General features: G+C 43.5%; 18 protein-coding genes. 8 read left to right on the top strand and 10 right to left on the bottom strand.

Features of this window, described 5'->3' with window-relative positions:
• Both OA79_RS10045 and fes read right to left on the bottom strand, forming a co-directional pair.
• A complete protein-coding gene (locus OA79_RS10045) occupies positions 1 to 225 on the bottom strand; it encodes an MbtH family protein (protein WP_063333100.1) in 225 nt (74 codons plus the stop codon).
• 28 nt (positions 226 to 253) lie between these two features.
• Positions 254 to 1552 carry an enterochelin esterase gene (fes, locus tag OA79_RS10040; protein ID WP_063333099.1) on the bottom strand — a complete coding sequence of 433 codons (1299 nt, stop codon included), beginning with the start codon at positions 1550 to 1552 and terminating at the stop codon, positions 254 to 256.
• Between the two features lie 125 nt (positions 1553 to 1677).
• Between fes and OA79_RS10035 the strand changes: the two genes are divergently transcribed.
• Positions 1678 to 3720, top strand: a complete 2043-nt coding sequence (locus OA79_RS10035) for a TonB-dependent receptor (protein WP_063333098.1) — start codon at positions 1678 to 1680, stop codon at positions 3718 to 3720.
• A 144-nt stretch (positions 3721 to 3864) separates the two neighbouring features.
• Here the strand turns inward: OA79_RS10035 and OA79_RS10030 are convergent, their stop codons facing one another.
• From OA79_RS10030 to OA79_RS10010, 5 genes are all read right to left on the bottom strand, one after another.
• Complete coding sequence (locus OA79_RS10030; RefSeq protein WP_063333097.1) at positions 3865 to 4548, bottom strand: 4'-phosphopantetheinyl transferase family protein; 684 nt, start codon at positions 4546 to 4548, stop codon at positions 3865 to 3867.
• A 73-nt stretch (positions 4549 to 4621) separates the two neighbouring features.
• The gene (gene dhbA / locus OA79_RS10025; RefSeq protein WP_063333096.1) at positions 4622 to 5377 is read right to left on the bottom strand and encodes a 2,3-dihydro-2,3-dihydroxybenzoate dehydrogenase; all 756 of its coding nucleotides are present in this window, start codon (positions 5375 to 5377) and stop codon (positions 4622 to 4624) included.
• Positions 5374 to 6273 carry an isochorismatase family protein gene (locus OA79_RS10020; protein ID WP_063333095.1) on the bottom strand — a complete coding sequence of 300 codons (900 nt, stop codon included), beginning with the start codon at positions 6271 to 6273 and terminating at the stop codon, positions 5374 to 5376. The genes dhbA and OA79_RS10020 overlap by 4 nt, the downstream gene beginning before the upstream one ends.
• 10 nt (positions 6274 to 6283) lie before the next feature.
• Positions 6284 to 7906, bottom strand: coding sequence for a (2,3-dihydroxybenzoyl)adenylate synthase (locus OA79_RS10015; RefSeq protein ID WP_063333094.1), 1623 nt, complete (start codon positions 7904 to 7906; stop codon positions 6284 to 6286).
• Positions 7896 to 9089, bottom strand: a complete 1194-nt coding sequence (locus OA79_RS10010; RefSeq protein ID WP_063333093.1) for an isochorismate synthase — start codon at positions 9087 to 9089, stop codon at positions 7896 to 7898. Before OA79_RS10010 ends, OA79_RS10015 begins: the two co-directional genes overlap by 11 nt.
• A gap of 290 nt (positions 9090 to 9379) precedes the next feature.
• Between OA79_RS10010 and OA79_RS10005 the strand changes: the two genes are divergently transcribed.
• Genes OA79_RS10005 through OA79_RS09985 form a run of 5 tightly spaced genes read left to right on the top strand, consistent with a single transcriptional unit; the run spans position 9380 to position 14067 of the window.
• Positions 9380 to 10444, top strand: a complete 1065-nt coding sequence (locus OA79_RS10005; RefSeq protein ID WP_231908848.1) for an ABC transporter substrate-binding protein — start codon at positions 9380 to 9382, stop codon at positions 10442 to 10444.
• 34 nt (positions 10445 to 10478) lie between these two features.
• Entirely contained in the window at positions 10479 to 11534 is a 1056-nt protein-coding gene (locus OA79_RS10000) for a FecCD family ABC transporter permease (protein WP_063333092.1), read from the top strand.
• 3 nt (positions 11535 to 11537) lie between these two features.
• On the top strand, positions 11538 to 12374 hold the full coding sequence (locus OA79_RS09995; RefSeq protein ID WP_063333091.1) for an ABC transporter ATP-binding protein: 837 nt from the start codon (positions 11538 to 11540) through the stop codon (positions 12372 to 12374).
• A complete protein-coding gene (locus OA79_RS09990) occupies positions 12364 to 12816 on the top strand; it encodes a pseudoazurin (protein ID WP_063333090.1) in 453 nt (150 codons plus the stop codon). The genes OA79_RS09995 and OA79_RS09990 overlap by 11 nt, the downstream gene beginning before the upstream one ends.
• 30 nt (positions 12817 to 12846) lie before the next feature.
• On the top strand, positions 12847 to 14067 hold the full coding sequence (locus OA79_RS09985) for an MFS transporter (RefSeq protein WP_063333089.1): 1221 nt from the start codon (positions 12847 to 12849) through the stop codon (positions 14065 to 14067).
• Positions 14068 to 14120: 53 nt separating this feature from the next.
• On the opposite strand, the gene OA79_RS09980 is transcribed toward OA79_RS09985, so the two are convergent.
• Both OA79_RS09980 and fucP read right to left on the bottom strand, forming a co-directional pair.
• Positions 14121 to 14444, bottom strand: coding sequence for a hypothetical protein (locus OA79_RS09980; RefSeq protein WP_063333088.1), 324 nt, complete (start codon positions 14442 to 14444; stop codon positions 14121 to 14123).
• Between the two features lie 94 nt (positions 14445 to 14538).
• Positions 14539 to 15843 carry an L-fucose:H+ symporter permease gene (gene fucP, locus OA79_RS09975; protein WP_063333087.1) on the bottom strand — a complete coding sequence of 435 codons (1305 nt, stop codon included), beginning with the start codon at positions 15841 to 15843 and terminating at the stop codon, positions 14539 to 14541.
• A 420-nt stretch (positions 15844 to 16263) separates the two neighbouring features.
• Between fucP and OA79_RS09970 the strand changes: the two genes are divergently transcribed.
• Positions 16264 to 16878, top strand: a complete 615-nt coding sequence (locus OA79_RS09970) for a hypothetical protein (protein WP_063333086.1) — start codon at positions 16264 to 16266, stop codon at positions 16876 to 16878.
• Positions 16879 to 16982: 104 nt separating this feature from the next.
• Positions 16983 to 17387, top strand: a complete 405-nt coding sequence (locus tag OA79_RS09965) for an acyl-CoA thioesterase (protein ID WP_063333085.1) — start codon at positions 16983 to 16985, stop codon at positions 17385 to 17387.
• Between the two features lie 491 nt (positions 17388 to 17878).
• Here OA79_RS09965 and iolG read toward each other — a convergent pair whose 3' ends face one another.
• Positions 17879 to 18877, bottom strand: coding sequence for an inositol 2-dehydrogenase (gene iolG / locus OA79_RS09960; RefSeq protein WP_063333084.1), 999 nt, complete (start codon positions 18875 to 18877; stop codon positions 17879 to 17881).
• Position 18878: the final 1 nt, after the last annotated feature.

The following is an 18878-nucleotide window of genomic DNA, read 5'->3' as shown; positions in this document are numbered from 1 at the left end:
TTAAACACGATTAGCTGGAGTAGAAAGGGCTTGAGGACGAATGTCTGTCCAATTTTTTTCAATATACTCTAAACACTCGATACGAGAAGCTGGTCCAAACGTCGAATGCCAACCTTTCGGTATGGTTTTAAAAACAGGCCACAAACTATGTTGCTGTAGGTCATTTATTAAGACTAAAAAAGTCAAAGAATCATCATCAAATGGATTTACACTTTCATTATTCATTGTTTACTCCCTGTTAAATTCAATAAAATTAAGACCTTGCTGGCATTAAGTGTCGTAAGCCATCAATAAGACCTGAACGCCAGGATAGCCAATCATGACCACCATAAACCTTGTCGTAATGCACAACGCCTCCTCTCTGTTTAATTGCGTTACACGTAATATCGTTGTAAAAGTGCATATCACCCTCGCCGGCTCCCACCGTCATAAAAACCTTTAAATGAGACACGCTGAAACGTTTCTGGAGGATCTGATCTGCCAGACTATTGACCACTATGTCGCAAGATTTACTCGAATTAGAATCGCGCATTCGATTCTCTTCCGGCCACCAGAAAGAGCCAGAAAGACTAATAATGTTTGAAAAGTAATCCGGAAATACCAAACCAGCATAAAGAGCCGAAAGCCCACCTAGACTCTGACCTGCAACCATATAATCCGAAATAGATCGATTAGATTTCGACAAATGAGTCTGAACGAGCGGAAATAAATTATTGACTATTGCTAGCCAAAAAGAGTGATTACAACCTAACTCTTGCCAACGAGTCTTACCGTCAATAGATGGAATTAAAAGATAGTGCGCTGGTGCAATTTTTTGCGTGTCCGTCAAATATTGAAGTACAGAAAGCGTGCCACTGGCGGCATTCCATTTCTGCCCATCCAGTAAAATCACCAATGGCGCCTCACCGGTCGCGGTAGAGAAAAGACAACATGGCCGCTGATTTTTAAGTAGCTTTTCTACCCAGTACAGAGTATGAATTCGATCAACTGGAATGGCATTAAGTCGCTCCTGCTCCCACTCTTTCCACCCCTCTTCCTTTTTTGCATGAGGGAGATGCAAAGGAGAACTCATTCCCCAGCCAGAAACCAAAGTAGACAACAAATTTAAGTCGTCCGCTATTTGGTTAATCGCAACCTCCATCCACCATTTACGTTGCGATTCACGAGAATCTGACCGTGATTCTCGTACTATTTCTGGTAACTGATGTTGTTTGATTGGAATAAAGGAGTAACTGCCACGCCATCTTGAATCCACTTCCAATTGACCTAGCCAAACATCCGTTTCAGGTACGCGGTGAAGACATTTTGGATACCAACTATGATGATCCGTTAGTGAATTCACATCCAATAACACACTAGCGGTAGTTGATGTCTGCTCATTTCCCTCGGGATCTTGCCAGATGAAAACCACAAGACTGCTCGATTCGTTTAATGGCTTTATAAAAGGAGTTCCAGTTTGACGAATTACTTCCCACCACGCTCGACAACCGATCGGATGGAGATCCATTCCAACACTGTTCAGCAATCTATGGCGCTCTGTTTTATCGAACAACTCTTCCTCCTTGATTCAATTAAAACGAGATTGTTAAATATTTTCACCAATACTATTGCGAAGCGTTCTCATTATCAATAACATTAACAAAGTCTTTACTAAACTGATGCAAAACAAGGAATATCATGTATCTCTCTAAGAACTCATCCACTCGCACTCCAAGTCATTTATCTACTGTGGCCATCGCTGTCATCAGCATTAATGCGGCTTTAATTTCAGCCAATACATTTGCTGAAAACTCGACTCAACTAGAAACATTAGTGGTGACAGGGGAAAAAATTGATAAAGACATCAAAGACACAACTACAGCTGTAACGGTTATTGATGGGGAAAGTTATGCTAGTGGTGAAGCTAAAAAAATGAACGATGTAGTAACTCAAGCACCAAACGTTACAACAGCAGGGTTTGGTACGATAAATATTCGTGGCATTAATGGTACTGGCGCAGCTACAGGAAGTAATGCCTATATAACGGGAAGTAGTCCTCGTATAACCACCACGGTAGATGGTGTATCTGAAGCATGGGCCGGATATAACTACACCCCTACAGGGCTTTGGGATACTCAAGCCGTTGAAGTACTTCGAGGGCCACAATCAACGTACCAAGGCGCCAATGCAATTGGTGGAGCTGTTGTAATTCAGACTAACGACCCTTCTTTTGATTCTGAAAGTGCAATTCGCTTAGGTCTAGAAAAATATGACAACAGCAATATTAAAAAGAACATCGCAGTTATGAATTCAGGCACGCTTATCGAGGACGAATTAGCTTATCGACTAACTTTTGATGGTACAACAGGTGAAGGTTGGTTGAGCTACACAAATGTAAACAGCGATGCACCTGATCTTGATGATGCTGAATCAACAAATTTTCGGGGAAAGTTACTTTGGAATCCGTCAAATATTGATGGCCTATCCGCAAAACTAAGCATAACGACTAGAAACGATGAAGGTGAATTTCTTGATTGGGCATCGGATTACAATAACCAAGCATTAGATTTAAGCTCTGAAAATACACGTATACAAGATTCAACCTCAGATACGGTATCTCTTGATATCGACTATCAAATTAGTGACGGAATCAAAAATACCTTGCAAATTAGCAGCAGTAAGCAAGATAGTCATTTTGATGAATACACAGGCAAGACTCAGGCATGGAGAAATGAAGAAACCACAGCTTTAGAAAATAGAATCTTAATAACACCTCAAAATAGCCGATCTACAAGCCTAATTGGTCTTTATTTATCTCAAACAGATACCCTGCTCGACGTTGACTGGAACTCAGCAGCAGACTTTGATGCAAATGGCACCAAAAAAACCCTTGCGTTTTTTGGTGAAACTACTTTCGAAGCGACAGAAAAACTAGCCATTACAGCAGGCGGTCGTATTGAGCGCATGAGTCAAGACAGAAAACTCGCTCGTTCAAACGGTAGCACCCTTGATCATGATGAAACAGAGACAACACTTTTACCAAAATTAAGTGCTACCTACATTCTAACAAGCAATACAACATTAGGAGGCTCTATACGTAAAGGCTATAACGCTGGCGGCGCTGGCTTAGATTGGAGTGATAACAGCTACTACACGTATGACAAAGAAGAAGTTACTGCCTACGAATTCAGTAGTAAAAGTCATTTTGATAGCTTCATCCTTAACGCAAACATTTTCTACAACGACTACTCAGGTTATCAAGCCTATACTTCAAACCGCCTAGTTAATGTAAAGTCTGTACATACTTACGGGGCTGAATTAGAAGCTACGGTACTTGCCACAGATAACTTAGAAATACGTGGCTCTATCGGTACACTTCAAACAAAAGTTGACTCTACCGACGCAGACACTTCTTCTTGGGATGGTAATGAAATCACTTATTCCCCTGACTTAAATTTAGGGCTGGGCTTTACTCAGTATATCGGCGATAACTGGTCATTTGGAGCAGACGCTACCTACGTTGGGGAGTATTACTCGGATTTGGGCAATACCGAAGACTATAAAGCGGGTGACTATGTCATTACAAACGCTAGAGTTAAATACGAAATCGGCGACTTCATGATAGATGGTTACATTAAAAATCTGACCAATGAAGACGTTGTTTACCTGATTAACCGAGGAACACGCGCATCAGTTGGCCAAACTCGCACGATCGGTCTAAGCGCGACTTACCGCATGTAATTCGCTTAGCGGTATTAGCTCAAATAAAAAAGACGAATCACTCATGATTCGTCTTTTTTATACTTTCTTTTATTGTTAGACACTACCGCCATCAACAAGACATTTATGGTGTTCAATCATCAACGTCCAGTCATTCCCTATACCTTACCAATAGGCGACAGACAATAAATTGCTATTCTGTATTTGATACCTTGCCTTTACCAAAAATCCTGCAGGCACTGAATCACTTAACGTCACTTTTGTTCGAATACAACAATGGTGCTCTTCAAGCTCAACCAGTTCAGCGTCTAGGAAATCAAAATATCGCTTAACGTATGGATAGAGTGCTTTGTAGACACTTTCCTTTAAAGAAAACAAGATTAAAATGGCCATACTCTCATCAAAACCGGCTTTCCTTAGTAGATCATATTCTTTGGGCTCTCCTATCAACTCTCTATCCTGTAACTGAGCGGCACTCTGCACTCTCTCAATATCGATCCCAACCCCCTTGATCGCCAACTCAGCAGGTTCAACAACAATTGCCACCGCTTCATTATCCGTATGAGAGATACTCCCGATGTAATTTGTCGGCCAAATTGGCGCACCATCATTGCCACGAATAACATCAAATAACGGAAAATTTTGTGAGAATTGAGCAAGTTGAACAGCAAGTCGACCAGCTAGATAGGTTTCTTTTCGCTTTGACCGCCAGCGCGGATATTCATTGGGCTTTTTGATGTTAAAAGTATGCTCATTGGCAATGAGATCGCCTTGCTTAAAACACACATGATGAACGAGAACATCACCCAGTCCTTTGAAATGAATACGAGTTCGATTATTATTTTTCACTTAGTTACAGCCAATAAAAATGCCCAACATAACAAATATATTGGGCATTTCAATCTGTTTCTGAAGAAACCGATTAAGCATTCAAGGTTGCGCCACCGTCAACCACCACATCTTGCATGGTTATATGGTTTGCCATTGGCGATGCAAAGAACACAACCACTTGAGCAATATCACTTGGAGCCGCGATTTTCCCCAACGGAATGCCTAACTTAAACTGCTCAGGAAACCCTTTAATGGTATTGGCTTCAGCTTGATCATCCTGCCAAAGCTGACGTTGCATCGGCGTATCCGTTGAGCCTGGGCACACCAAGTTACAACGTACACCATAAGGCGCCAGCTCTAACCCAGCCGTATGACTAAGCGAACTCAAGGCGGCTTTTGAAGCACAGTAAGCCATCATGTTTGTTCTTGGTACTTTTGCTGCATTTGAACTAACCGTGACAATAGCACCGTGTTTTTGCTGTTTAAAACACGCCATGGTGTGCTTAATCATTAAAAATGCACCACCCGCATTAACATTTATGCAGTCAGTAAAGTCTTGCCAGCTGGTCTCATCCACACTGGCCATCCGCAGAATGCCGGCCGCATTTACCAACACATCTAGCACTGGATGCTTTAACAATACATGACCAATAAGGCTTTTCACCTTTTGCTCATTACTGATGTCCACTGTAATGCATTCAAACTCATAGGATGCCCCATCAAACGCGAGGTCGAAACCAATGACATTAGCGCCAAGACTGAGAAATTGATTTGCCACTTCTAACCCAATGCCTCGCCCAGCCCCCGTCACCCAAACGGTTTTTCCGGTAAAATCGAGTTGGCTCATTCCACGACATCCACTGGTTTCGTTGTCATTTTGGTTTGTAGTAGATCCCACCACGCATTTAAAGTCGCCGCCGACGCCAACTCTTGGAAGGAAACGTCTACGCCTAATTCTTTCCATTGAGAAACCAAATTCATAATTTGAATAGAATCCAAACCATAATCAATCAACTCATCATCCGCTTGAAAGTCTTCAAGCTCGTCTTCGTCTAATAAACTCAAAATTTGTGCTTTAAATTGCTCGTAATGTAGACCACTTGAACGAGCACTCGTGGCAAGCAAAACCTCATTGGTAGAAATCACTCTACCCGCCCGTCCAGCAGTGTAAGTCAAGGCTTGATAATGCTCACTTTCACTAAAATCTGCTAAGGCGTCGCCAATCATAAAGGGTTGAATATCGCGCATAAAGGCATCAACAGCCGTCATCATACAACCAATATGAGCATAGATTCCGCCGATCAATAACTGATCTCGCCCCCAGCTTTCCATTAACTCCTGTAAATTAGAGCGATGAAAAGCACTGTATCGCCACTTCACTAATACCGTGTCTTGTTCACTTGGCGTCAGCTCATCAACCACATGTTGTAATTGTGGAAAATCATTTAATCCACTTCCCCACATATCATTCAGCAGAGCTCTGTCTTCCGGCTTCTGATCTTTCGGCTGCGCAGTGTAAACAACAGGAATCCCATGCGCATGACAGTAAGCCTTAATGGCGGATAAGTTTTGTTTTAAGGCCTTTATTAATTCTGAATCCGCATCATAGAAACGCAAAAAGTACGCTTGCATATCATGAATTAAAAAGACGGCTCTATCGGGCTCTAACACCCAATTTACTTTTTGTTGCGGAAAATCACAGGCCGCTGGCATAGGATAAGACGGTATTGTTGGAATGCTCATATTGTTCCCCTTATGACACATTATTTAACTGAAGACGCTGACGAATAACGTCTCGTAACGCCACTTTATTAGGTTTCCCTACTGGTGTTAGCGGTAAAGCATCGATGAATTCAAAGCGATCAGGCACCTTATAATCAGCAATACCAAAACCTCTTAAGAACTTTCTCAGTTGTACACTTTTCAACTTTGATCCATCATGCCTAGGCACAACAAAAGCACAGGTTTTTTCACCCATAATACTGTCCGGCATAGCAACAAGGGCGCTGTGTAAAATGTGTTCGTGCTTAAGTAATAGATTTTCGATCTCTTCTGCCGCTATTTTTTCACCACCACGGTTAATTTGATCTTTATCTCGGCCAACAACGGTTAGATAGCCATTCGTATCTTGGCTTACCAGATCCCCGGTATGATAAAAGCCCTCGCGGTCAAACACTTTGGCATTGTGTTCTGCTGCCTTGTAATAACCTCGAATGGTGTATGGCCCACGTGTCACCAACTCGCCCTCTTCACCAGGAGCAACGGGGTGGCCGTTCAGCCCAATTACTTTCACTTCATCCATTGAGCACATTGGGTAACCCTGAGTCTTAGCAATGATTTCAAAGTCATCATCCAATCTCGTGTAATTCACCAACCCTTCTGCCATGCCTAAGATTTGCTGCAATTGACAACCCAACGTCTCGGGAACTTGTCTTGCGATGCTTTCACTTAATTTCGCCCCTCCTACTTGAACCAAGGACAATGAGGTTAAAGAGGACTTCCGATCCACAGCAACTTGCAGCCAAAGAGCCAACGCCGGTGGCACTAATGCCACAACATTGGCTTGATGACGTTCAATTAAATCAAAACAAACGTTCGCTTCCGGATTAGGGGCCATTACCACAGTGCCACCAGCGTGGAACACACCGAAAGCACCAGGAGAGCTCATGGGAAAGTTATGAGCACAAGGTAAAGCGCACAAATACACAGTCGATGAGGAGAATTCACATATTTCAACACTGCGACGTATGCTGAAAAAGTAATCGTTATGGGTTCTTGGAATCAGCTTTGGTGTTCCTGTACTACCACCTGAGAGCTGGAAAAATGCCACTTGGTCTGGTGCATTAGGGTGGTCAACCAATTGTTGTGACGAGGTTGCCATTGCTTCATCCAAGGATGCCCCCCAGCCAGCTCCGGCCAATAAAATGTGCTTCAGGCTAGACTCTTGCTGTTGCAGGGTTAACCAATATTGATCATTTGCAAATAACCTGTGCTGTTGACTGGCGATAACAAGGCTTGGTTTGATCTGTTTTGCGTAAGCGGACAACTCATTTTCATTGTGGCTAAATAGAGCATTAACTGGTACAACTCCAATCCGCAACAACGCAAAGAACACAACATAAAACTCAGCAATATTAGGCAACTGTACCAGTGCCGTGTCACCTTGTTTAAGACCTAGATGATGCAAATAACCGGCTAGGTTCTGAGACTTTTGGCCTAAATCAGCGTAGGTAAATTGGCGTTCACCACACAAAACCGCGAGATTCTCTTTAGGAGCATGATCGATCAAATCCGTCATTGGACGATCCGTCCAGTAACCTTTTTCCCGGTATGCTGTCGCAAATTCTTCTGGCCAAGCCGTAAACTCAATCGTCATTGTTAAAATCCTTTATACCAAAAGCATTAATCATGGTTTGCATTTTTGCACTGGTTTCTCGCCATTCACTTTCTACACAAGAATCCGGTACCACACCTGCACCAGCAAACAGTCTCACCTTGTTACTGGCCACTTCAGCACAGCGAATCGCAATGGCCCATTCACCATTACCTTGCGCATCACACCAACCAACCAAACCACTAAAGAAACCTCTTTGATGTGGTTCTAATGCCGCAATATGGTCATGTGCTAAACCTGTAGGTGTGCCACACATGGCTGGTGTTGGATGCAGCCGCTTGATCACATCAAAAATACTCAGCCCTGAGTCACTCGCTAATATGGCTTCAATCTGCGTTGATAAATGCCACATCGTCGGGGTGGAAATAAGACTTGGCTGTTCCTCTAGCTTCATTGACTGAACCATAGGAATTAGTGCACTACGAATGGCATCCACTACAATGCGATGTTCATATTGATCTTTCTTAGATTGCTGCAATACTTGTGAAACTCGTCGATCCTCTTGCTGATCTTTGCTGCGCTTAGCAGAGCCTGCTAACGGGTTAGAATAAAGCGTGCTACCTTCTTTCCTGATCAACAGTTCAGGGCTCGCACCAATCAGAATGCCCGTTTCAAGCGGCACACTAAAATGATAGGCATTCGGGTTTTGTCCCATGATATTGGTTAATAAACGAGGGATGTCTACGGACTTATCAAGGGTCAAATCTAAGGTTTTTGACAATACGATCTTCTTTAAATCATCGTGACCAAGTGTCACCAAAGCCTCTTCAATCATTTTCACGAAGTTATTGTGATCTGGTGTAAACGAATGGCTTAGAACGTGATGTGCAAAATCTTTGTCTTTAAAGGCGGGGAAATTAGCAGAGAAGGGCTTAACTCTTTCAGACCATTTAGGGGCTAAAAGGTGACATGGTTGATCCAAATCAAATGGAATAGCGCCCACTAAAATAGGGTTATCTATGCCTTTCATTTTTTCAGCGTCAAAGACTCTCTGAACATCATGCTGAAAGGTCTTGGCTGACAGAGGCGTCTCTAACGTTTGACTCACGCCTCTAGCTCGTACCAAATTTTGACTGGAATTGAATAAAAATAAATCGGTTTTGTGCTGGTCTGACGACGACAAAAGATCAGCATCATAATCATAGTCCGGAAAAGCAACGTCCATAAAAGCCTCCAATAATGAGAATCATTAACTCTATAATGACGCGGCGAATGATAATCAATTGCATTTAATTAAACCAGTCATTCAATGTAAAAAATCTGCAAGTAAAGGTCAGAGGGGCTGGAAGCGAAAACTTTTTAGACAAAATCCTATCAATAAGAATCATTTTGGTACTTGCTATGAATACTTCTTGAAAAAAGATCGTATTTGAGTAAGATTCACATGCGAAAATCATTCTCAAATAAAGGATCACATTGATGAAACTCGGCTCCCTCCTTGCCATGGCTCTTGGAATGTCCATATTGACAGCTACAGCCCAAGCAAAAGTAACGGTTATTAATGATGTCTTAGACAGACAAGTTGAAGTTGACTTACCCGCTAAACGAGTTGTCCTCGGGTTTTATGCTGAAGATTATATGGCGATAGGCACAGAAAAAGCCTTTGATCATGTGGTCGGATTATCCCGCGATACTTGGGAAGCTTGGCGTCCGGCTAGCTGGAATCTATACACCAACTACCGTCCTTCACTAAAACAAATCCCAGATGTGGGTGAAGTGGAAGCCCAAACGTTTTCTATTGAAAAAGTAGTGAGCCTAAGACCCAGTGTTGTCTTATTATCCGATTGGCAATACAAAGGCTTGGGAATGGATGTTGAGCGCTTAGAAGACGCAGGTATTCCAATTGTTGTAGTGGATTACAACGCACAAACCTTGGAACGCCACGTAAAAAGCACGCAGATTATTGGTCAGTTAACAGGTCAAGAACAACGCGCGGATCAAATCGCAAACGAGTACCAAACTACCATTAAAAATACTATCAAGCGCATTAAAGAAGCGAAGCTACCAAAACCACGTACCTACGTCGAGTTTGGTAACAAAGGACCCAGTCAATATAGTTTTACCTACGGTAAAAACATGTGGGGTGCCATGGTAACCATGTTGCAAGGCGATAACATTGCCACTCCTTTTGTCGAGTGGTGGGGACCAATGAACCCAGAACAAGTATTGGCTTCAAAACCACAAGTTGTATTCATCACAGGTACAGAGTCTGGTGTCAAAGGCGATGCTCTGCCAATGGGACAAGGTATTGATCGTGATTTGGCGGAACAACGCTTAGCCGGTTTCACAAAACGTGCAGGCTGGGCGCAAATGCCAGCCGTAAAAAATGATCAAGTCTATGGCCTTTACCAAGGTGCTTCCCGTACCATTTTAGATGCTTCTATGGCCCAATTCATGGCCAAAGCCATGTACCCAGACCAGTTCAAAGACGTCAATCCTGAGCAGGCTTATCTGGATTTCTATAAGAAATACTTACCTGTTACCCCTACAGGTACTTTTACTGTTCAACTTTCGGAGTAATATACCGCCTAACATTTAAGCCGGTATTCTAACTATGCAGTCATCAGGTTTACTTTCTGATGCTATTTCAAACCAGCGACGTTCTGAACAACGTCGCTGGTTTGTTATGAGTATCCTATTCGTGGTGTTAATCACCTCTTTCATTTTGGATGTGGCCACTGGCCCATCGTTATTAAACGTCAAAGAAGTGGCAAACGCCCTGCTTCATCTCATTGGTTTTGACACGCCCGTTGATCCCACTACAGAAGTCATAGTGACAAACCTAAGGTTGCCCATTGCCATCATGGCGGTCATCGTTGGTGGTGTTTTAGGGGTAGGTGGGGCTGAAATGCAGACCCTGTTAAACAATCCCATGGCCAGTCCTTATACTTTAGGCATGGCCGCGGCGGCCGGGTTTGGTGCCGCCATGACCTTGTATGTTGGCTCGCTTGGTTTAAATGCGAATGTGGCCGTACCTCTTGGCGCGTTTGTTTGCTGCATGCTAGCAGCAGCCTTCTTATTTGCTTTGGCGACCATGCAACACATCAGTTCTGGTCAGCTTATTTTGGCCGGTATTGCCTTATTGTTTTTGTTTCAATCATTATTGTCTTTGGTGCAATTCATTTCTTCGCCAGAGTTAAGTCAGCAAATTCTATTTTGGCTATTTGGCAGTTTGTCTAAAGCATCTTGGTCTAATCTGCTGATTGTCGGTAGCGTTACTCTGGTCTGCATGATCTTTTTGATGAAAGATGCGTGGAAACTCACCGCGTTACGCTTAGGGGAAGAAAGAGCAAAAAGTTTGGGGGTAAATGTCAGTCGCTTGCGTCTCAAAACGCTCTTTATCGTCGCCTTGATGACCGCTACGGTGACTAGCTTTGTCGGTATCATCGGCTTTATTGGTATTGTAGCACCCAATATTGCGAAAATTTTGGTAGGCGAAGATCAACGTTTTTTCATCCCGCTGTCTTTTTTGATTGGTGCCTTTTTACTGTCCAGTGCATCCGTGTTATCGAAAGTCATCGTTCCTGGTGCTTTATTCCCCATTGGCATAGTTACCGCCATCATAGGTGTGCCTTTCTTCTTCTGGTTAATTTTAGGAAAAAGGCGCTAGATTATGCTGACGATAAATCAACTCAATGTCACGTTAGATACTTTAACGCTCGCAAAAGATATGTCTTTTTCTCTGCAACCGGGTAAAGTCAACGTCATCATTGGCCCGAATGGCACAGGCAAAAGCACGCTACTAAAAACCCTATTTGGCGATATTAAAGCCAAATCTGGCGACATACGCTTTTTTGATCAAGCGTTATCAACAAAACAGTTGTCAGCTTGGCGTACACTCTTCGGCTACATGCCGCAAGATATCCGACTGGATGTTGAACTCAGCGTGTTGGAAGTGGTTTTGCTAGGTCAACTTGATGCACTGAGTTTACGACTTGATGATGCCTTAATTGAACAAGCCTTATCGGCGTTAGATAAAATCGGCCTGTTGCACTTGGCCAATCGTTCAGTAAACAAACTCAGTGGTGGTCAATGCCAGATGATTTTGTTCGCTCAAGCCTTGATGCGTAACCCCAAAATTCTCATGTTAGACGAGCCCGTCAGTGCTCTAGACTTACACTTTCAGCATGTTTTATTGGATCACCTTGATGAGCAAACTAAGCAACAAGGTTGGGTAACCTTAATGGTGTTACACGACCTGAATCTAGCCGCTCAATATGCAGATAATCTGTTAGTGCTAAAAGGGGGTCAATTGGTGGAGAGTGGCCATCCGAAAGAGATTCTCACCCCTGAGCTAATCAAGAATGTGTATGGCGTACAAGCTGAAATATCCAAAGACAGCCATGGTCTACCCTTCGTACGGACCATTCGTAGAAACCGCGCAGAAGCAAACGCACTGCCAGACAATAAAGTAACGCAATCAGCCAAAGGAATAGCCAATGCGATCTAAACTTTACGCCGTGATAATGACGCTTAGCATCACCCTATTCGGCCACACCGCTTATGCCAAAGAATGGCAGATTCAAATGCTAAATTATGGTTCAGCTGAACAAGGTGGCATGATATTCGAGCCCGCTTTTATTCACGCTCAAGTTGGTGACACCGTCACGTTTCTTCCCAATCATTCCGGTCATAACGCTCAGTCTTATGTGGTACCTGAAGGCAGTCAACAGTGGAAATCTGCTTTGGACAAAGCCTATACCATCACACTTGATACAGAAGGCGTACACCTATACTATTGCCCGCCACATTTGATGATGGGCATGGTCGGTATGATCCAAGTTGGCGATGCTAAAAACCAAGCTTTGATTGACAAAAAAGCCCCCCGTTTACGCTCTAAAATGGCCCTTAAGCCCGAGCGAATGGATACCCTATTAAATCAAATTCGCTAGCCACCACAACGCTTTAAAGAACCCAACAACATGCTTTTCAAGCACTTTATAAACGACTCTCGGCTTTTATCACCAGCAGGCAAAGTACTGGTGATAAATGGCTTTACCTTTAATCTCGGCTTTTACATGCTGCTGCCGTATTTGGCAGATCATTTACAGCACGATTTGGGCATTACGGGTTGGTTTGTCGGGGCCATCATAGGTTTGAGAGTATTAAGCCAACAAGGTCTGTTTTTGGTCGGTGGCACACTGGGGGATCTATTTGGCTATAAGAAGCTGATTTTAATGGGCTGCGCCATACGCATTATTGGTTTTGCTTTACTGGGGTTAGGTCAAAGCATCCCTGTACTTTTACTTGGGGCTTTTTGTTCCGGTTTTGCCGGTGCCTTATTTACGCCTAGTAGCCAAGCTTATTTAGCGTCAGAATACCCTCATCGAAATCAGCGACAAAAAGTGTTTGCTTTACAAAACCTGACCTCTGAAGCCGGTATGTTATTGGGGCCATTAGTTGGTCTGAGTTTACTGGTAGTGGATTTTGCTCTAGTGGGTCTATTCTCAGCTGGATTATTCAGCATTCTTCTGGTGATTCAGTGGCGCTTTTTGCCAGAATTAGACACTCAGAAAAACACATTGAGAGACCCCCAACCGCCCTTTTGGCAACAATGGCTCAGTATGATCAGGCACAAAGCTTTTATGGCCTTTGTGCTTTGTTCTTCTGTTTATCACCTGCTATTCCACCAGCTTTACGTCGCCATTCCCCATGAAGTAAGAGTCGTGACTCAAGATGTCACCATCATTACTTGGGTGTTTGCTACGTCATCCATTACCGGCGTCCTCATGCAGATGCCAGTTAGTCGTTTTGTTGAGCATCGACTTGGCACCGCACTGGGCATGGGATTAGGCATGTCGATTATGGGCAGCAGTTATTTATGGTTGAACCTGCATTTCGACACCTTCCCAGCCATACCGTTTATATTTTGTGCATTGTTTTTTAGCTTAGGATCCATGCTGGTATTTCCTTTATTGGGCGCACATGTCCCTACTTTCTGTGAAGCTAAAACACTTGGCAGCCATTATGGTTTGTACTCTTGTATAGGCGGCCTCTATGCCTTTACCGGCAACATCACCATAGGTTGGCTTCTCTCATCAAGTGATATTTCTCATACCTATATCTGGACTGGTTTGGCCTGTTGTGGCCTACTTTCTGGTAGCTTGCTGTTTTGGCAGGTTAAACAGCCATTGAAGACTTAAATACTTCAAAACAGGGAAATTACCTGTCATTAAAATGTAAAACCTTCTCATTATTAATGCATGGCTATTCCAATATAAAAAAATACGTATTGAAAGCTGGTTTGTGTGATTCCAAGCAAACAGACCTGACGGAATTTGAACCATTGAAAGGTCTCTTTTTTTCGCCCAATCACTTCCATCAAGATCAGCAAAAATACCCCTGCGAGTAAAAACCTCAGGCCAGCAAACACCATTTGCGACGCAATATCGTCTGCCTCAATTTGCCATAACAAGTAACCCGTCTTAATGCCTGGATAAGAACTGCCCCAAAGAAACGTACAAATAACCGCTGAGGCAAAGACCACAGATCGACGAGTAAAAAAATCATTTGCAAACACATTCACTTCCTTATAAAAACATAGTATGAATTATTTTACAGACATTAAAAAGCCCCGCATAAGCGAGGCTTTTTTCAACAAGTCGGATAAGCGATTAAGTACGCTTCATTGCGAACAAACCGTAAGCCGCAACCATTAGGAAACAAACCGCCGGCACCACATAGGATACGGTTGCACTGTAAGCGTCAATCGTCGCACCTTGTACCAATGGCATAATCGCACCACCCAGAATCGCCATAACCAATCCAGCCGAACCGAATTTCGTATCGCTACCTAGACCATTCAAAGCCACACCATAAATGGTTGGAAACATAAGTGACAAACAAGCTGAAATAGACACAATAGCCCACACACCGGATACATCTGGCGTTAATACCGCATACAAGCACAATACCGTCCCTGCGGCTGCCAGTAAGCTAAGCAACAAAGCCGGACGACAGAACCCCATCAACCAAGTCATCACAAAACGCGAGATTAGGAAGATGATCAAACTGTATTGTAAGTAATCCGCCGCACTGGCTTCCGTACCGCCAATCGCTTCTTGAACATATTGGATAGTGAAAGTCCAAGTACAAGTCTGGGCTGCAACGTTAAAGAATTGAGCAACCACACCCCAACGGTATTGAGCATTACCAAACAAGCGTCCCAAGGTTGCAAAGAAATCAATCTTAGTCGCTTCTTCACGATAGCCTGCCCCAGACGTATTTGCTTTTGGTACGCGAATAAAGAATACCAAGACCCAAATCAACATCAGAACAAAAGCCATACCAACATATGGCGTCATGACCCCTGTCAGCTCTTCCGCTTGAATGCTCTTTAGCATTTCAGGCGCCATACTGGCACGCTCGTCTGCTGACGCAGTGTTCAGCTTAGGAAGGATCAAGGTTGCAGCAAGAAAAACACCGATATTGGTACCGACTGGGTTAAAGGCTTGCGCTAAATTCAAACGACGTGTTGCGGTCGCTTCAGGGCCCATCGCCATAACGAAAGGATTGGCCGAAGTTTCCAAAATAGACATGCCCGCAGCCATAATGAATAAGGCTGCTAAGAAAAATCCATAGGTCATGGAAGCACTAGCAGGATAAAAAGCCAACGCGCCCAAAATCGCTAAGCCAAGACCACTTAGCACACCTGCTTTGTATGAATAACGCGCATTGATGAAGGCGGCAGGAATGGCTAAGCAGAAATACGCGCCATAATAAGCAAACTGCACTAAGGCAGATTCAAACGTACTCATAGTGAAAATTTTACTGAACACTTTTACCAGAGGATCGGTCATATTGGCCGCTACTCCCCAAGCTGCAAAGCAGGTAATCAATAAAATAAAGGCCAGTTTCATATTGCCATAAACAAACTGGTTAGAAGCATTTTCTTGGATCGCTGAGTTTTGATTTTTCATAAAGCAACAACATCTATATTTATAGTTAGAAGACAGACTGTCACCAGAACAACATAAGGTATTCTGCAGCTGTCAGACATTGATAATGATGCTCAAATACCAAAAATTCACGGCACTTTTCCTCAGGAAAATATGACACGACTTTTGGCACTTGCAGTATCAAAATTTGGTGCAGGATCCTACCACCAAGCGTGACAAAAAATGACCGAAATGACGAAAACTTGTTTTAAACACAAGCATTTAACTTTTTCTTACCCAGTTCATTAACATAAATGAAACATTCGTGACGCAACATTCACCAAAGCAGACTTAGCTTCGCTACGAAACGTTAATCAAGACTAAAAAGGGTCAGGCCTTAGCGCTCATGTTAAACTGACCTAAGCACCACACTCCCTAAACACTGACAAGGCACAACGGATTATGACCAACAGTCACGCTAAAAAACGCTACCCTCGTCCCCCAATGAGCTTAATTGTGCAGAATATTGATGGATATCATGTCGACGTTTATTTGGGAGGATCTGTTGGTGCAGCGGATCATCAGCTTCATCAGCAACACAACATTAAGGTTATTTTCAACTGCGCCGTCAATCTCGACATCGACTTTGCCAGCACCACCGACCAAAAACATCAGCCACCTTTGCTGAACTTTGGTACTGGTCATGTACGTTACTATAAAATTGGCTTAATCGATGGCCCTGGAAATCCGCCAGAAATGCTACTGTCTGGATACTATTTACTGCGTGCTGCATTACGCCAACGCATGCCGGAAAAAGCCTCATACCCAGTTAAAGAGCAAGGCAACCTCTTGATCCACTGTCGAGGTGGAAGAAGCCGCTCTGTGGCCCTACTGGCGCTATTTTTACATCTAGAATACCCACAGACCTACCCCAATCTGCAATCAGCCATTGATTTAATCCGTGACAAACGAGCATTACACCCAGATGAATGGCATGAAACCCCAAAACCGGCTTTGATTCACGCCGCTGAACAGGCCGCGTCGATGGCCAAGCATTTACAAAGCATGACCCCCTAATTCCTTGCACTGCCATACTGTCATTAAAATCAGGCGATTTTGTTATTTGCTTGCACGGCGTGTCGCTTTAACCTTGCTATGAATAAAAATAATAGGAGGACTGCATGCAAGGTAAAGTGCAAATCAAAGTCAGAGGCTATCATCTCGATATTTTTCAACATGTTAACAATGCCCGCTATTTGGAGTTTTTAGAAGAAGGTCGCTGGGCCTTTTTTGATGAATTCGATGTCGGCGATGACATGCTAAAACAAGGCATTGTGTGGGCGGTGGTGAATATTAATATCGACTTCAAAGCGGAGGCAGGATTTGGAGATGTGCTGGAAGTCGAAACTCAATTTGCCAAATTAAGCAACCGTAGTATCACCATGAAACAACGTATCGTGAATGCCAACAACAAAAAACTGGTGGTGGAAGCAGACGTCACTTATGTGTGTTTTTCAAAAGAACACCAAGCGGCCATTCCTCTGCCAGAAGACTATCGCCAAAAAATCGAACAGGCGATTGTTTGAAGCTTTTCAAACTTCATATTAAGGCCCATAAAGCATTGTGCACAATTGGGCCTTTATCCTCCTCAATTAAGCATGAAACCGACCAAATTCAGCGAAAAACACATTCCAAATCAGATAGTTGAAATAAGCTCACCATTCACCTGAGAACACATCAGTTGTGCTCATCAGAGCCGCCTTTTAAGCTTGCCTAATTCGTCACCCAGTAGGGGTGAAATCATGATAATCCAGCTGTTCACAAGAAGGTTAAAAGACACCATGAAACTACTAAATAAAGCGTACAAATTTCTCTTTACCGAAGCCAAGCTTGAACGATTCCCAAATCCAAACAGCCCAGCCTCCTATGTCAATTGGAGCGGTGTTGAGACAACAAACTGGTTGGCCTAAATCAGCGATCGAGTCCTCTTGTTTTAGACAGTTTTTTAATAAAAAGCCCCTGTGAAGCAATGCAAAGGGGCTTTGTCGTTAAAAGAATAAATAGCTAAACAAACCCACTACCAAGAGAGGGTCACTTTCTCGCCGGTATCAAATGACTTCTGCGCCGCGTCAGCCAAAATCTGAGCACGACGACCGTCCTCAAAACTTGGAGAGACAGGACGCTTCGCCAACACATTCTCTATGAACGAAGTTAGTTGTAGGTTATACGCCGCACCGTAGCGATCAATAAAGAAGTTAAACAGTGGATCTTTCACACCAGTTGTATCCGTGTTGTAGCGCACAACAGAGGTTGGTGTTTGATTCTCCGAAATCACCATACCTTCCGAACCAAACACTTCAACCCGCTGGTCATAACCGTAAGCAGCACGACGCGATCCATTAATGTGAATCAAGCGACCAGATTGGCTCTTCATAATCACCATGACACTATCGACGTCACCAATTTCAGTGATTTTTTCGTCCACCAAGGCACTACCAAAGGCTTGGATTTCAATCACTTCTTCAGCCAAAATGAAACGTGCCATGTCAAAGTCATGGATAATCATGTCACGGAAAATACCACCTGAGGACGTCAAATACTCCACTGGTGCCATACCTGGATCACGACTACTAATAATGACTTGCTCTAGTTTACCAATACTACCATCATGAGCGGCTTTGGCTGCGGCGTCATGGCTTGGATCGAAACGACGGTTGAAACCAATTTGTATTGGCACATTGCAATCTTTGATCTCTTCCATACAAGCATTAACGGTCGCGGTATCCAGATCAATCGGTTTCTCACACAGAATCGCTTTACCCGCTTTCGCCGCTTTGATGATCAAATCCACGTGCGTGTCTGTACTGGTCGCGATCAATACCGCATCCACTTCTGGATCCGCTAAAACGTCATCAACACTGACCGCCACTTTTGCACCTGTGGCTTTTGCTACTTCTTGTGCGGCTGGTGCATACACATCATAAACGTATTTCAAATTTGAATGCGCGAACGCCTGAAGGTTTTGCGCATGCATCTTGCCAATACGACCCGCACCAAATAAAGCAAAATTCAACATA

The sequence above is a fragment of the Marinomonas sp. TW1 genome, assembly GCF_001625355.1.
Lineage (GTDB): Bacteria > Pseudomonadota > Gammaproteobacteria > Pseudomonadales > Marinomonadaceae > Marinomonas.
Note: the sequence above shows the minus strand (reverse complement) of the source record. Positions and strands in the feature narration are given on the sequence as shown.

Excerpts from the sequence above, each read along its gene's own strand:
- OA79_RS10005 (WP_231908848.1), top strand. The coding sequence starts at position 9,380 with ATGTCCATATTGACAGCTACAGCCCAAGCAAAAGTAACGGTTATTAAT.
- OA79_RS10045 (WP_063333100.1), bottom strand. The coding sequence starts at position 225 with ATGAATAATGAAAGTGTAAATCCATTTGATGATGATTCTTTGACTTTT.
- OA79_RS09970 (WP_063333086.1), top strand. The coding sequence starts at position 16,264 with ATGACCAACAGTCACGCTAAAAAACGCTACCCTCGTCCCCCAATGAGC.
- OA79_RS09965 (WP_063333085.1), top strand. The coding sequence starts at position 16,983 with ATGCAAGGTAAAGTGCAAATCAAAGTCAGAGGCTATCATCTCGATATT.
- dhbA (WP_063333096.1), bottom strand. The coding sequence starts at position 5,377 with ATGAGCCAACTCGATTTTACCGGAAAAACCGTTTGGGTGACGGGGGCT.
- OA79_RS10035 (WP_063333098.1), top strand. The coding sequence starts at position 1,678 with ATGTATCTCTCTAAGAACTCATCCACTCGCACTCCAAGTCATTTATCT.
- OA79_RS10000 (WP_063333092.1), top strand. The coding sequence starts at position 10,479 with ATGCAGTCATCAGGTTTACTTTCTGATGCTATTTCAAACCAGCGACGT.
- OA79_RS09990 (WP_063333090.1), top strand. The coding sequence starts at position 12,364 with ATGCGATCTAAACTTTACGCCGTGATAATGACGCTTAGCATCACCCTA.
- OA79_RS09995 (WP_063333091.1), top strand. The coding sequence starts at position 11,538 with ATGCTGACGATAAATCAACTCAATGTCACGTTAGATACTTTAACGCTC.
- iolG (WP_063333084.1), bottom strand. The coding sequence starts at position 18,877 with ATGTTGAATTTTGCTTTATTTGGTGCGGGTCGTATTGGCAAGATGCAT.
- OA79_RS10020 (WP_063333095.1), bottom strand. The coding sequence starts at position 6,273 with ATGAGCATTCCAACAATACCGTCTTATCCTATGCCAGCGGCCTGTGAT.
- OA79_RS10015 (WP_063333094.1), bottom strand. The coding sequence starts at position 7,906 with ATGACGATTGAGTTTACGGCTTGGCCAGAAGAATTTGCGACAGCATAC.
- fucP (WP_063333087.1), bottom strand. The coding sequence starts at position 15,843 with ATGAAAAATCAAAACTCAGCGATCCAAGAAAATGCTTCTAACCAGTTT.
- OA79_RS09985 (WP_063333089.1), top strand. The coding sequence starts at position 12,847 with ATGCTTTTCAAGCACTTTATAAACGACTCTCGGCTTTTATCACCAGCA.
- OA79_RS10010 (WP_063333093.1), bottom strand. The coding sequence starts at position 9,089 with ATGGACGTTGCTTTTCCGGACTATGATTATGATGCTGATCTTTTGTCG.